This is a genomic window from Enterobacter sp. SST3 (assembly GCF_000286655.1).
GTDB lineage: Bacteria > Pseudomonadota > Gammaproteobacteria > Enterobacterales > Enterobacteriaceae > Enterobacter > Enterobacter roggenkampii.
The window spans coordinates 50588-63072 of record NZ_ALNS01000004.1; the positions used below are offsets into that span (position 1 = coordinate 50588).

Genomic DNA, 12485 nt, shown 5'->3' on the forward strand with positions numbered 1-12485 from the left:
GATGCCCCTACGCCCTGCCACCACGCTCTGGCCGCCCGTTTTACTGGGTAGCCAGTTTGTTTTTAACATCGGCTTTTACGCCGTTGTCCCCTTCCTGGCGATATTCCTGCGCGACGATATGCTGCTCTCCGGCGGGCTGATCGGGCTGATCCTCGGCCTGCGCACGTTCTCTCAGCAGGGGATGTTTATCGTCGGCGGCGCGCTCTCGGACCGGTTTGGCGCGAAAATCGTTATCCTGAGCGGGTGCATTATTCGCGTCGCGGGGTATCTACTGCTGGCGCTTGGAGAATCGCTGTGGCCGATTATTCTGGGCGCGTGCCTGACGGGGGTGGGCGGCGCGCTGTTTTCTCCCTCTATTGAGGCATTGCTGGCGAAAGCAGGCACGCACAGCGAGGCGAAAGGTAAACGAAGCCGGGCGGAGTGGTTCGCGCTGTTTGCGGTCTGCGGGGAACTCGGTGCGGTACTGGGCCCGGTTGCCGGCGCCCTGCTCACCGGCCTGGGCTTTCGCCAGGTGGCGCTGGCGGGCGCTGGCGTCTTTCTCGTTGCGCTGGTGGTTCTCTACTTTTGCCTGCCCGCGTCACGCCACGCCGCGCGGACGCTGAAGCTCGTTCCCTGGTGGACGACGTTCCGCCAGCCCCGCTTTGTCGCCTTTATCATTGCCTATAGCTCGTGGCTTTTAAGCTATAACCAGCTCTATCTGGCGCTGCCGGTAGAGATCCAGCGCGCCGGCGGTAACGAGAAAGATCTCGGCCCGCTTTTTATGCTGGCCTCTGTACTGATTGTTGCTTTACAGCTGCCGCTGGCGCGATTCGCCCGCCGCGTGGGCGCGGTGAGGATCCTGCCGGTGGGCTTTTTATTCCTCTCCGCCGCCTTTGCAAGCGTGGCAATGTTTGCGCCGACGGCACCGCCTGAGGGCTGGCTGCGCCTGCTGCCGTCGGTCTGTTTCGTGACGCTGTTGACGCTGGGACAGATGCTGCTGGTACCCTCGGCTAAGGACCTGGTCCCCCGGTTTGCCGAGGAGTCCACGCTGGGGGCGCACTACGGCGCACTCGCCACCGCCGGAGGCATTGCGGTACTGGCCGGGAATTTGCTGTTTGGCAGCCTGCTGGATCGCGCGCTGGTGCCCTCAACGCAGGCGATGCTCCCCTGGCTGCTGCTGGCCCTCTTCCCGCTCTGCAGCGCGCTGGCCCTTAACGTGATTTGCCGCCCGCTCAGAAGCTGAACCGGTCACTTTTTCGGACGATACTTTTCCGGCAGTTCCGGTACGGGACGACGGTCATCCATCAGATGGCGGACGGTCAGAATGGGGTGACGCCAGAGCATTCGCGGGCCTGCCCAGCGCATAATCTGCTTCATCTCTTCGCGTTTTGCAGGCTGGTAGCAGTGGACCGGACACTGTTTACAGGCGGGCTTTTCCTCCCCGAAAACGCATTTATCCAGACGCTTATCGGCATAGGCATTTAGCGCCTGATAGTGCCCCTCTTCCACAGAGGCCTGAGGACACTGCTTCTGATACAGCGCGATCATTTTCGCGATGGTCTCTTTTTCGCGTGAAATTCGTTTACCGGACATAGCGACTTACCGAACAATAAAGTGCAAAAATAATACACCTTTCAATGCGGGATTTCAGTTATTGCATGTCGTTTTCTGAAGCCTGATTCCAGTTTTAGCCCTGCAAGGCTCGAGCATCACTGGTATTTTATACAGGCATCAGTAATGACTTTTATCCGTGTTGTCGGGAGACCCTATGCAAGAACTCGCTATCAACAAACCCTATCGCCATTTAACAGTGGGATATTTCAGAAAACGCCATGAAGACCGCAATACCAAGATACCGAAGCGCTACAGCGTGCATGCGGCGCTGAGCTTAAAAGGTGACTGGCTTGAAAAGGCAGGGTTTACCACCCACTCCCGGGTGCGAGTGGGCGTAGAGCATGGAAAAATCGTCATTGAGCTCATGTCGGAAGATGCCTCGTAAAGCGGCGACATTTTTCTGCGCCGTACCTTTTTTTCATGCGACAATAGAAGGAACAAACGGCCACTGAGCCGCTCAAAACGGTTTATATTCAAAGAAATGGACATCATAACTCCATGAGCACACTCGACAATTTCGACGCACATACGCCGATGATGCAGCAGTATCTGAAGCTGAAGGCACAGCATCCGGAAATCCTGCTGTTCTATCGTATGGGCGATTTTTACGAGCTGTTTTATGACGATGCCAAACGCGCATCGCAGCTGCTCGACATCTCGCTGACCAAACGTGGCGCATCGGCTGGTGAACCCATTCCAATGGCCGGTATTCCGCACCACGCGGTAGAAAACTACCTGGCGAAACTGGTGAATCAGGGCGAGTCTGTTGCCATCTGCGAACAGATCGGCGATCCCGCGACCTCAAAAGGTCCGGTGGAACGCAAGGTCGTGCGCATCGTCACGCCGGGCACCATCAGTGATGAAGCCCTGCTTCAGGAGCGCCAGGATAACCTGCTGGCCGCGCTATGGCAGGACGGCAAAGGCTTTGGCTACGCGACGCTGGACATCAGTTCCGGGCGTTTTCGTCTGAGTGAACCGGCCGATCGTGAAACGATGGCTGCCGAACTGCAGCGCACCAACCCGGCAGAACTGCTCTACGCCGAAGATTTCGCCGAAATGGCGCTGATTGAAGGTCGTCGCGGGCTGCGCCGCCGTCCGCTCTGGGAATTCGAAATTGATACCGCGCGCCAGCAGCTGAATCTGCAGTTTGGCACCCGCGATCTGATTGGCTTTGGCGTTGAAAATGCCCCGCGCGGGCTGTGCGCGGCTGGTTGCCTCCTGCAGTACGTAAAAGATACCCAGCGCACCGCCCTGCCGCATATCCGCTCTATCACCATGGAGCGCCAGCAGGACAGCATCATCATGGATGCCGCCACGCGCCGTAACCTGGAGATCACCCAGAACCTGGCGGGCGGCGTAGAAAATACGCTCGCGTCGGTCCTCGACAGTACGGTCACGCCAATGGGCAGCCGTATGCTGAAACGCTGGCTGCATATGCCGATTCGCGATACCGCTACGCTGGTTTGCCGTCAGCAGACGATTGCCGCCCTGCAGGATCGCTATACCGAGCTGCAGCCGGTCCTGCGTCAGGTGGGCGATCTGGAACGTATCCTGGCCCGTCTGGCGCTGCGCACGGCGCGACCGCGCGATCTGGCGCGGATGCGTCATGCTTTCCAGCAGCTGCCGGAACTGCGTGCGCAGCTGAGCGACGTTGACAGCGCGCCGGTACAGAAACTCCGCGAAACCATGGGCGAATTTACCGAACTCCGCGAGCTGCTTGAACGCGCCATTATTGATGCGCCTCCGGTTCTCGTACGTGATGGCGGCGTGATTGCCCCGGGCTACAACGAGGAGCTGGACGAATGGCGCGCGCTGGCCGACGGCGCGACGGACTACCTTGATAAGCTGGAGATCCGCGAGCGCGAACGTCTTGGTCTCGACACCCTGAAGGTGGGGTATAACGCGGTTCACGGTTACTACATTCAAATCAGCCGCGGGCAGAGCCACCTGGCGCCGATTCACTACGTGCGCCGCCAGACGTTGAAAAACGCTGAACGCTACATCATTCCCGAGCTGAAAGAGTACGAGGACAAAGTTCTCACCTCGAAAGGCAAAGCGCTGGCGCTGGAAAAACAGCTCTATGAAGAGCTGTTTGACATGCTGATGCCGCACCTGGCCGACCTGCAGCTGAGCGCCAGCGCGCTGGCGGAACTGGACGTGCTGGTGAACCTGGCCGAACGCGCGGAAACGCTGAACTACACCTGCCCGACCTTTACCGACAAGCCCGGCATTCGCATTACCGAAGGCCGTCACCCGGTGGTCGAGCGGGTGCTGAACGAACCGTTCATCGCCAACCCGCTGAGCCTGTCGCCGCAGCGAAGAATGCTGATCATTACCGGTCCGAACATGGGCGGTAAGAGTACCTATATGCGTCAGACGGCGCTGATTGCCCTGCTTGCCTATATCGGCAGCTACGTTCCGGCGCAAAACGTGGAGATTGGCCCCATCGACCGTATCTTTACCCGCGTCGGGGCTGCGGACGATCTGGCGAGCGGCCGCTCAACCTTCATGGTCGAGATGACCGAAACGGCCAACATTCTGCATAACGCGACGGAGCACAGCCTGGTGCTGATGGACGAAGTCGGACGCGGAACGTCAACCTACGATGGTCTGTCGCTGGCCTGGGCCTGTGCGGAAAGCCTCGCGAATAAAATCAAGGCCATGACGCTGTTCGCCACCCACTACTTCGAGCTGACGCAGTTGCCGGAGAAAATGGAAGGCGTGGCTAACGTCCACCTTGATGCGCTGGAGCACGGCGACACCATCGCCTTTATGCACACGGTGCAGGATGGCGCGGCAAGCAAGAGCTATGGTCTGGCCGTTGCGGCGCTGGCCGGGGTACCGAAAGAGGTGATCAAGCGCGCGCGTCAGAAACTGCGTGAGCTGGAAAGCCTGTCACCGAATGCGGCGGCGACGCAGATCGATGGTACGCAGATGTCGCTGCTGGTGCCAGCGGAAGAGACATCGCCTGCTGTGGAAGCGCTGGAGAACCTCGATCCGGATTCCCTGACGCCGCGTCAGGCGCTGGAGTGGATTTATCGGTTGAAGAGTCTGGTTTAGTTTTCTGCGGTCTGTTTTGTCGGGTGGCGGCTTCGCCTTACCCGACCTACAAAACCGTAGGCCCGGTAAGCGCAGCGCCACCGGGCAAAAGGCCGCACAATATTATCGCCCGGTAAGCGCAGCGCCACCGGGCTTTTTTTTAGAGCAGCGGCGGGATTGTCGGCACCTGCGGCGCCTCGTCAATATCCTTCTGCGTCATGCGGAACGCTTCCGGGTAGTGCTCGCGGCTGGTACGACGCAGCGGTTCGGTATCGCGCCAGGTATACAGACAATGCTGGCACTGGTAAACGGTCCAGACCCCTTTCACCGGTGACGTCGCCATCACTTCAATATGCTCATCGGCACAACGTGGACAAATCATCTTTTCCTCCTTATTGGCGTGCAGCCAGCATCGCGGTCAGTTTTTCAGCCCAGGCTTTGGTTTCGGGAAGATCCTGAACCGGCTGGCTATAGTGGCCCCGGGTGTCCGGTGCGACAGGCGTGGTCGCATCAATAATCAGTTTGTCGGTAATGCCCGCCGGGCTGGATCCCGGATCGAGTTCAAGCACCGACATGTTCGGCAGCTGCACCAGATCCCCTGCCGGGTTGACCTTCGATGACAGCGCCCACATCACCTGCGGAAGGTTGAACGGGTCGACATCCTCATCCACCATGATCACCATCTTCACGTATCCCAGGCCGTGCGGCGTGGTCATGGCGCGCAAGCCAACCGCGCGGGCGAAGCCGCCGTAACGCTTTTTGGTGGAGATGATCGCCAGCAGGCCGTGGGTGTACATCGCGTTTACCGCCTGCACTTCCGGGAACTCCGCTTTCAGCTGCTGGTAGAGCGGCACGCAGGTGGCTGGCCCCATCAGATAATCAATCTCGGTCCACGGCATGCCGAGGTAAAGGGATTCGAAAATCGGTTTGGTGCGGTAAGAAACTTTGTCGATACGCACAACCGTCATGTTACGGCCACCGGAGTAGTGGCCGGTAAACTCGCCGAACGGCCCTTCAATTTCGCGCTTACGGCCTTCAATCACCCCTTCCAGGATCACTTCAGAACCCCAAGGCACGTCAAAGCCGGTCAGCGGCGCGGTGGCAATCGGGTACGGGCTTTCACGGAGCGCGCCGGCCATTTCATATTCCGACTGATCGTATTTCAGCGGCGTCGCGCCCATCAGGGTGATGATCGGGTCGTTGCCCAGCGTAATCGCAATCGGCAGGTCTTCGCCGCGCTCTTCCGCTTTGTGCAGATGCAGGGCGATATCGTGCATCGGCACCGGCTGCAGGCCGAGCTTGCGCTTGCCCTTCACTTCCATGCGGTAGATGCCAACGTTCTGCTTGCCGAAGTTATCCGGGTCGAGCGGATCGCGCGAGACAACGCACGCTTTGTCGAGATAAAAACCACCGTCCCCGTCGTTCAGGCGGAACAGCGGCAGGATGTCGAACAGGTTAATGTCTTCACCGTCCACCGTATTCTGCGCCCAGGCCGGGTTGGCGCGGCGCTCTGGCGCAATCGGGAATTTATCCCAGCGGCGAATAAACTCGTCGATCTGCTTTTTCACCGGCGTGTTCGCAGGCAGCCCCATCGAAATAGCGTGATTTTGCCAGGAGCCGATGGTGTTCATCACCACGCGGGCATCGGTAAAGCCGCGAATATTGTCGAACCACAGCGCGGGTGCGCCGTCACCGATGCGGCCGGTCGCGTTGGCTGCCGCCGCCAGATCCGGCTCGGCGTTTACCTCTTCCTCAATTTTCAGCAGTTGCCCTTGCTCATCGAGCGCCTGCAGGAAGCTTCTCAGATCATCAAATGCCATCTTTATTCTCCTGTGAAAAATGTTTCGCCTCCCGCAACCCGTTCCAGCGACGCGCCTTTTTATGCTCCAGGCCAAACTGGTCGAGCACGCGGGTCACAATATGCTGGGTAATGTCATCGGCGGTTTGCGGGTGGTTGTAGTACGCAGGCATGGGCGGCACCATCGCCACGCCCATTCGGGAGAGCGCCAGCATGTTCTCCAGATGAATGGTGCTGAGCGGCGTTTCACGGGGCACCAGCACCAGCTTACGCCCCTCTTTCAGCACGACATCCGCCGCACGGCCCACCAGCCCTTCGGCATAGCCCGCGCGGATCCCGGCCAGCGTTTTCATGCTGCAGGGAATGACGATCATGCCGTCGGTACGAAACGAGCCGGAGGAGATGGTGGCGGCCTGGTCAGCCGGGCTGTGGACGACGTCAGCCAGTGCAGCAACGTCCTGGGCGGTGTAAGGCGTTTCCAGCTCAATGGTGGTTTTTGCCCACTTCGACATCACCAGATGCGTCTCTACTTCCGGCATTTCCCGCAGCGCCTGCAGCAGCGCCACGCCCAGCGGAGCACCCGTCGCCCCCGTCATTCCCACGATCAATCTCATTCATCACCTCAATCAATTTGTTCGTGTACGAACATTGTAGGTAAACTACTCCCGGATTGTTTTTCTGACAAGATTGTTCGTACACGATCACACAAAATGCTAAAAAATGCCGCATTATCATCCTGGACTTTAGCGGCTATCATAGGGGGTGATTTTTTCTGTCGGAGTGTTCATGGAACTAAGACAAGAGGCGTTCCACCTGTTACGTCAGCTTTTTCAACAGCATACCGCGAAGTGGCAACATGCCCTGCCGGAACTGACCAAGCCGCAGTATGCGGTGATGCGCTCGATTGCCGAGCATCCGGGCATTGAACAGGTGGCATTGACTGAAGTCGCGGTCAGCACGAAAGCGACCCTGGCGGAAATGCTGAGCCGCATGGAGGCGCGCGGGCTGGTCAAACGCGAGCACGACCCTGCGGATAAGCGCCGTCGCTTTGTCTTCCTCACGCCAGAAGGTGAGGCCCTGCTTGCAGACTGTAAGCCGGTAGGCAATGAGGTTGATGAGGCCTTTTTAGGACGCCTTAACAAGGCCGAGCGGGAGCAGTTCTCTGCGCTCATCAAAAAGATGATGCACGATTAACTCACGCTGGTGCGCATAAAATCGATAAAGGTGCGCACTTTTGCGGGCACATGCCGGGCATCAGGATAGACCGCATAGATCCCCTGCCGCGCAAAGGTATACTCCGGTAAAATCGTCACCAGCGTTCCCGCATCAAGCGCATCGCGCACCAGCCATTCCGGCAGTAACGCCACCCCACCGCCTGCGAGCGCAAAAGCCATAAGGGCCTGAGCGCTGTCGGCAAACAAACGCGGCGCCTTTTTTATCTCCAGCACGTCAGGCGCACCGCGGGCATCTTTCACCTGCCAGCGCAGCGGCGAGGCTAAGCGCTCGTGGATAATCCAGTCGGCCTGCGCCAGCTGCGCAAGCGATTCGATCGGGTTTCTCGCAAGCCACTCGGGCGTCGCGACGGGGAGAATAGAAAAGTGAGAAATCAGTGCGGCGTGGTTGCGCGAATCAACAAGCGTTCCCAGCCGGATGGCCACGTCAAAGCGCTCCGAGATAAGGTCTGCGTGCAGTGACGACGAAACATGTCGGACGCGAAGATCCGTGTGCTGCTGGCTAAACCTGGCCAGCAGCGGCACCACGACCCGGGCGCCATATTCAGGCGTGGTCGTGATCCGCAGCTCGCCGGTGAGCCCCGCATGGTTCGCGCGGACATCATCCTGCAGCCGTTCGGCCTCCTTCAGAAGCGCGACGCTGCGCTGATGAAAAAGCACGCCCGCCTCGGTTAGCGTCAGGCGGCGGGTGGAGCGCAGCAGCAGCGTAACGCCCAGCTCATCTTCAAGCTGGCGGATATTGAAGCTAACCACCGCTTTTGTCAGCCCCATCGCCTCGGCGGCGGCCGTAAAACTGCCGGTGTCGGCCACCGCGATAAACATCTGCGTCCGCTGCAGGTTAATCATCATCTCGCCCTTTACTGTCAAAATATTTTTGACAGTATATCGCGCTTTGTCAGGTTTATCCGTGATGCCCGAGCCGATACGATACGCCACCTCACCGGAGGATCCACCATGACGTATCGCAGCCAAGTTGCCGTTGTTTATCTGCTGGGCTTTTTTCTTGATTTGATCAACATGTTTATTGCCAGCGTCTCCTTTCCGGCGATGGCTCACGCCTTTAACACCACGCCTTCTGCCCTTGCCTGGGTCAGTAACGGCTACATTGCCGGCCTGACGCTGGCGATCCCGTTCAGCAGCCAGCTCTCGCGCCGCATCGGACCAAAACGCGTCATCCTGCTTTCGCTTTTTCTGTTCAGTGCCGCCTCCGCTGCGGCGGGCCTGTCTGCAACGCTTGAAAGTCTGATTGCCTGGCGAGTGCTTCAGGGCGTGGGAGGAGGCTTACTGATCCCCGTCGGACAGGCGCTGACCTGGCAACAGTATAAGCCTCACGAGCGTGCCAGACTCTCCTCGGCGGTGATGCTGGTCGCGCTGCTTGCCCCGGCCTGCTCCCCGGCTATCGGCGGCGTGCTGGTACAGACGCTAGGCTGGCGATGGATCTTTTTCGCCACGCTACCGGTGGCTATCGTGACCTTCGTTCTGGCCTGTCTGTGGCTTAAACACGAAATGCCTGCGATGAACGCGGCCAGACTGCTAAACCTGACCTTGCTCGCGGACCCGCTTTTGCGTTTTTCCATGCTTGTGTATATCTGCGTACCCGGCGTATTTATTGGGGTGAACGTCACGGGCATGTTTTATCTTCAGAACGTGGCGAACATGAGCCCAGCCGCTACGGGCATGCTCATGCTGCCGTGGTCTGTGGCATCGTTTATCGCCATCACGGCAACGGGACGTTATTTTAACCGTATCGGCCCCCGACCCCTGATCGTCATCGGCTGCCTGCTGCAGGCGACGGGCATTCTGCTTTTGATTGACGTCAGTTCGGCTACGCTGTTGCCTGCCGTCGCGTTTGCCCTGATGGGCGCCGGGGGAAGCCTGTGCAGCAGCACGGCTCAGAGCAGCGCGTTTCTGACAACGCGCCGGGACGAGATGCCGGATGCCAGCGCGCTGTGGAATCTCAATCGTCAATTGAGCTTTTTTGCCGGTGCCCTGCTGCTGGCGCAGGTGCTGAACCTGGCGCAGGCGTGGCTGACGCCACACGCCGCCTGGCACGGGATGTTTATTTTTGCCGCAGGCATGACCTTGCTGCCTGTACCGTACGTTTTTCGTCTTAACAATACGCAGGTGCTAAACCCGCTGCGACAGGAGAATTCATGACGCCTTTCGAACACGACATTATCGACCTCCACATTGCGCTTGAAGCATGGTTAGGCAAAGGTGAAGGCGAGGCCGACGCGCTGCTCGCCCGTTTCCGTCGCGATTTTCTGATGATCCCGCCGAGCGGTGTGCAGGTCGACTATAACGGCCTGGCCAGTTTTCTGGAAAAACAGCGCGGAAGCCGTCCCGGGCTGAAAATCGTCATTGACGAATTAACCACGATCCAGAGCGGCGAACGGGGTGCAGTGCTTCACTACCGGGAGACGCAAACCCGGCCAGACCTGCCCGTTAACGTGCGCTGGTCAACCGCGGTGCTTAATCAGGAAGGTGACAAAATAACCTGGCGTCTGCTGCACGAGACGGCGACGCAGCCGTAACACAAAAGAAAAAGGCCCGTCTCACGACGGGCCTTTTTTGACGAAAGGTTGCTTATTCGCGGAACAGCGCTTCGATATTCAGACCTTGCCCCTGCAGGATTTCACGCAGGCGACGCAGACCTTCAACCTGAATCTGACGAACACGTTCACGGGTCAGGCCAATTTCGCGGCCGACGTCTTCCAGTGTCGCAGCTTCATACCCCAGTAAACCGAAGCGACGCGCCAGCACTTCACGCTGTTTGGCGTTCAATTCGAACAGCCATTTGACGATGCTCTGTTTCATGTCATCGTCCTGCGTGGTGTCTTCCGGACCGTTATCTTTTTCATCGGCCAGGATGTCCAGCAGCGCTTTTTCGGAGTCGCCACCCAGCGGGGTGTCAACGGAGGTAATGCGCTCGTTGAGACGCAGCATACGGCTTACGTCATCAACCGGTTTATCGAGTTGTTCGGCAATTTCTTCTGCGCTTGGCTCGTGGTCCAGCTTATGGGACAACTCGCGCGCGGTACGCAGATACACGTTCAACTCTTTGACGATGTGAATCGGCAGGCGAATCGTACGGGTCTGGTTCATAATAGCCCGTTCGATGGTCTGACGAATCCACCAGGTCGCGTAGGTTGAGAAACGGAACCCGCGTTCCGGGTCAAACTTCTCAACTGCGCGGATGAGACCTAAGTTGCCCTCTTCAATCAGATCCAGCAGAGCCAGACCACGATTGCCGTAACGGCGGGCAATTTTCACGACCAGTCGCAGGTTACTTTCAATCATGCGACGACGCGAGGCAACATCACCACGCAAAGCACGACGTGCGAAATAGACTTCTTCTTCGGCCGTTAGCAGTGGGGAGTAACCAATCTCCCCAAGGTAAAGCTGAGTCGCGTCCAGTACACGCTGTGTGGCGCCCTGCGATAACAGCTCTTCTTCAGCCAAATCGTTATCACTGGGTTCCTCTTCTACTAAGGCTTTTTCGTCAAAAGCCTCTACTCCGTTCTCATCAAATTCCGCGTCTTCATTTAAATCATGAACTTTCAGCGTATTCTGACTCATAAGGTGGCTCCTACCCGTGATCCCTGAACGAGACACCCTGGCTGGCATGCCCCGTCAAATTATCGCTGCGGCAAGTACTGCAGCGGGTTTACGGATTTCCCCTTGTAACGAATTTCAAAATGCAAGCGTGTAGAACTGGTTCCGGTGCTACCCATGGTAGCGATTTTTTGCCCCGCCTTAACTTCTTGTTGTTCCCGGACCAGCATTGTGTCGTTATGGGCGTAGGCACTCAGGTAATCATCGTTGTGTTTGATGATGATAAGATTACCGTAACCGCGCAGAGCGTTACCGGCATACACAACGCGTCCATCTGCGGTCGCGATGATAGCCTGTCCTTTACTCCCTGCGATATCGATCCCTTTATTTCCCCCTTCGGAGGAAGAGAAGTTCTCGATAACCTTGCCGTCAGTCGGCCAGCGCCATGCAGAAATCGGCGAACTGGAGGTCATACTGCTGGCAGTCGGTTCAGTAGAGCTAACCACAGGTGCCGTAACCGGTGCTGTGACAGCAGTCGCAGTCCCTTTATTATTCGGCAACATTTTGTTAGCAGTCTGATCACCTGAATCCTCAGAATACGTAATTACAGGTTGTGAAGCAACCACCGTGGTGGATTTTTGTGCAGGCTTAACGCTGTTATTTTGAGCCGTCACATCGGCCGCTGAAACCGTGTTGCCAGGCGTAAGCGGCGTACCCGTCGCGTTGCCCACCTGGAGCGTTTGCCCGACTTCCAGACCGTATGGGGCCTGGACGTTGTTGCGCTGCGCGAGGTCACGGAAATCGTTCCCGGTGATCCACGCAATGTAGAACAGCGTATCGCCGCGTTTCACGGTATAGGTGCTGCCACCGGTGTAGCTGCCTTTCGGAATGTTCCCATACTGGCGGTTATAGACTATGCGGCCGTTTTGGGTCTGAACAGGCTGTTCAACTGGCTGAACCTGCATTGGCTGTGTAACAGGATGTTGCACAGGCTGAATTTGTGGTGTTTGCTGCGGCGCAGCCGTCCCCATTTTAGGTGGCGGCGTGATTAACATTCCGCTGGACGTGTTACCGGAGCCGCTGTTTCCGCCGACGGAACTGACGGGCGCAGGCGCGTTGTTAGAACTTGTACAGCCTGCCAGCCAGAGCGAAACCAGTGATAATGCCGCAACACGGCTGATGGTGAATTTAGGGCTTCCCGCGCTCATTTATCCCCCAGGAATGTGTTAACTACCAGTGACTTAAAATTTACCGTGATGGCACGAATC

14 protein-coding genes are annotated in these 12485 nt (G+C 57.9%); 7 read left to right on the forward strand and 7 right to left on the reverse strand.

Annotation, left to right across the window (positions count from 1 at the left end):
• Position 1 precedes the first annotated feature (1 nt).
• Positions 2-1222, forward strand: a complete 1221-nt coding sequence (locus B498_RS19620; protein ID WP_008499589.1) for an MDR family MFS transporter — start codon at positions 2-4, stop codon at positions 1220-1222.
• 5 nt (positions 1223-1227) lie between these two features.
• Here the strand turns inward: B498_RS19620 and B498_RS19615 are convergent, their stop codons facing one another.
• A complete protein-coding gene (locus tag B498_RS19615) occupies positions 1228-1572 on the reverse strand; it encodes a nitrous oxide-stimulated promoter family protein (RefSeq protein WP_008499590.1) in 345 nt (114 codons plus the stop codon).
• A 175-nt stretch (positions 1573-1747) separates the two neighbouring features.
• Between B498_RS19615 and B498_RS19610 the strand changes: the two genes are divergently transcribed.
• Both B498_RS19610 and mutS read left to right on the forward strand, forming a co-directional pair.
• Positions 1748-1978, forward strand: coding sequence for a SymE family type I addiction module toxin (locus B498_RS19610; RefSeq protein WP_008499591.1), 231 nt, complete (start codon positions 1748-1750; stop codon positions 1976-1978).
• 113 nt (positions 1979-2091) lie between these two features.
• Entirely contained in the window at positions 2092-4653 is a 2562-nt protein-coding gene (gene mutS, locus B498_RS19605; protein ID WP_008499593.1) for a DNA mismatch repair protein MutS, read from the forward strand.
• A gap of 139 nt (positions 4654-4792) precedes the next feature.
• On the opposite strand, the gene B498_RS19600 is transcribed toward mutS, so the two are convergent.
• From B498_RS19600 to B498_RS19590, 3 genes are read right to left on the reverse strand one after another with little or no spacing between them, the layout of a single operon-like run.
• On the reverse strand, positions 4793-5014 hold the full coding sequence (locus B498_RS19600; protein ID WP_003862116.1) for a non-oxidative hydroxyarylic acid decarboxylases subunit D: 222 nt from the start codon (positions 5012-5014) through the stop codon (positions 4793-4795).
• A gap of 10 nt (positions 5015-5024) precedes the next feature.
• On the reverse strand, positions 5025-6452 hold the full coding sequence (locus B498_RS19595; protein ID WP_008499594.1) for a non-oxidative hydroxyarylic acid decarboxylases subunit C: 1428 nt from the start codon (positions 6450-6452) through the stop codon (positions 5025-5027).
• Positions 6442-7044, reverse strand: coding sequence for a non-oxidative hydroxyarylic acid decarboxylases subunit B (locus B498_RS19590; RefSeq protein WP_008499595.1), 603 nt, complete (start codon positions 7042-7044; stop codon positions 6442-6444). The genes B498_RS19595 and B498_RS19590 overlap by 11 nt, the downstream gene beginning before the upstream one ends.
• Positions 7045-7216: 172 nt before the next feature.
• On the opposite strand from B498_RS19590, the gene B498_RS19585 reads away from it, so the two are divergent.
• Entirely contained in the window at positions 7217-7624 is a 408-nt protein-coding gene (locus tag B498_RS19585; RefSeq protein ID WP_008499596.1) for a MarR family winged helix-turn-helix transcriptional regulator, read from the forward strand.
• On the opposite strand, the gene B498_RS19580 is transcribed toward B498_RS19585, so the two are convergent.
• On the reverse strand, positions 7621-8508 hold the full coding sequence (locus tag B498_RS19580; protein ID WP_032622703.1) for a LysR family transcriptional regulator: 888 nt from the start codon (positions 8506-8508) through the stop codon (positions 7621-7623). The genes B498_RS19585 and B498_RS19580 overlap by 4 nt on opposite strands.
• Positions 8509-8616: 108 nt before the next feature.
• Here B498_RS19580 and B498_RS19575 point away from each other — a divergent pair, with 108 nt between their 5' ends.
• Together B498_RS19575 and B498_RS19570 are read left to right on the forward strand one after the other, a co-directional pair.
• Positions 8617-9819, forward strand: coding sequence for an MFS transporter (locus B498_RS19575; protein ID WP_008499598.1), 1203 nt, complete (start codon positions 8617-8619; stop codon positions 9817-9819).
• Positions 9816-10196, forward strand: coding sequence for a DUF4440 domain-containing protein (locus B498_RS19570; RefSeq protein WP_008499599.1), 381 nt, complete (start codon positions 9816-9818; stop codon positions 10194-10196). The genes B498_RS19575 and B498_RS19570 overlap by 4 nt, the downstream gene beginning before the upstream one ends.
• A 52-nt stretch (positions 10197-10248) precedes the next feature.
• Here the strand turns inward: B498_RS19570 and rpoS are convergent, their stop codons facing one another.
• Both rpoS and nlpD read right to left on the reverse strand, forming a co-directional pair.
• Positions 10249-11241 carry an RNA polymerase sigma factor RpoS gene (gene rpoS / locus B498_RS19565; protein WP_008499600.1) on the reverse strand — a complete coding sequence of 331 codons (993 nt, stop codon included), beginning with the start codon at positions 11239-11241 and terminating at the stop codon, positions 10249-10251.
• A 59-nt stretch (positions 11242-11300) separates the two neighbouring features.
• Positions 11301-12374, reverse strand: coding sequence for a murein hydrolase activator NlpD (nlpD, locus tag B498_RS19560; RefSeq protein ID WP_240613108.1), 1074 nt, complete (start codon positions 12372-12374; stop codon positions 11301-11303).
• Between nlpD and B498_RS23490 the strand changes: the two genes are divergently transcribed.
• Positions 12316-12447, forward strand: coding sequence for a peptidase (locus B498_RS23490; RefSeq protein WP_369751013.1), 132 nt, complete (start codon positions 12316-12318; stop codon positions 12445-12447). The two genes, nlpD and B498_RS23490, sit on opposite strands and share 59 nt — an antisense overlap.
• Positions 12448-12485: the final 38 nt, after the last annotated feature.

What these genes read in the sequence shown, in the direction of transcription:
- B498_RS19610 (WP_008499591.1), top strand. Translation starts at nt 1,748, where the DNA reads ATGCAAGAACTCGCTATCAACAAACCCTATCGCCATTTAACAGTGGGA.
- B498_RS19620 (WP_008499589.1), top strand. Translation starts at nt 2, where the DNA reads ATGCCCCTACGCCCTGCCACCACGCTCTGGCCGCCCGTTTTACTGGGT.
- B498_RS19595 (WP_008499594.1), bottom strand. Translation starts at nt 6,452, where the DNA reads ATGGCATTTGATGATCTGAGAAGCTTCCTGCAGGCGCTCGATGAGCAA.
- B498_RS19615 (WP_008499590.1), bottom strand. Translation starts at nt 1,572, where the DNA reads ATGTCCGGTAAACGAATTTCACGCGAAAAAGAGACCATCGCGAAAATG.
- B498_RS19600 (WP_003862116.1), bottom strand. Translation starts at nt 5,014, where the DNA reads ATGATTTGTCCACGTTGTGCCGATGAGCATATTGAAGTGATGGCGACG.
- B498_RS19585 (WP_008499596.1), top strand. Translation starts at nt 7,217, where the DNA reads ATGGAACTAAGACAAGAGGCGTTCCACCTGTTACGTCAGCTTTTTCAA.
- B498_RS19590 (WP_008499595.1), bottom strand. Translation starts at nt 7,044, where the DNA reads ATGAGATTGATCGTGGGAATGACGGGGGCGACGGGTGCTCCGCTGGGC.
- B498_RS19570 (WP_008499599.1), top strand. Translation starts at nt 9,816, where the DNA reads ATGACGCCTTTCGAACACGACATTATCGACCTCCACATTGCGCTTGAA.
- B498_RS19580 (WP_032622703.1), bottom strand. Translation starts at nt 8,508, where the DNA reads ATGATTAACCTGCAGCGGACGCAGATGTTTATCGCGGTGGCCGACACC.
- rpoS (WP_008499600.1), bottom strand. Translation starts at nt 11,241, where the DNA reads ATGAGTCAGAATACGCTGAAAGTTCATGATTTAAATGAAGACGCGGAA.
- mutS (WP_008499593.1), top strand. Translation starts at nt 2,092, where the DNA reads ATGAGCACACTCGACAATTTCGACGCACATACGCCGATGATGCAGCAG.
- B498_RS19575 (WP_008499598.1), top strand. Translation starts at nt 8,617, where the DNA reads ATGACGTATCGCAGCCAAGTTGCCGTTGTTTATCTGCTGGGCTTTTTT.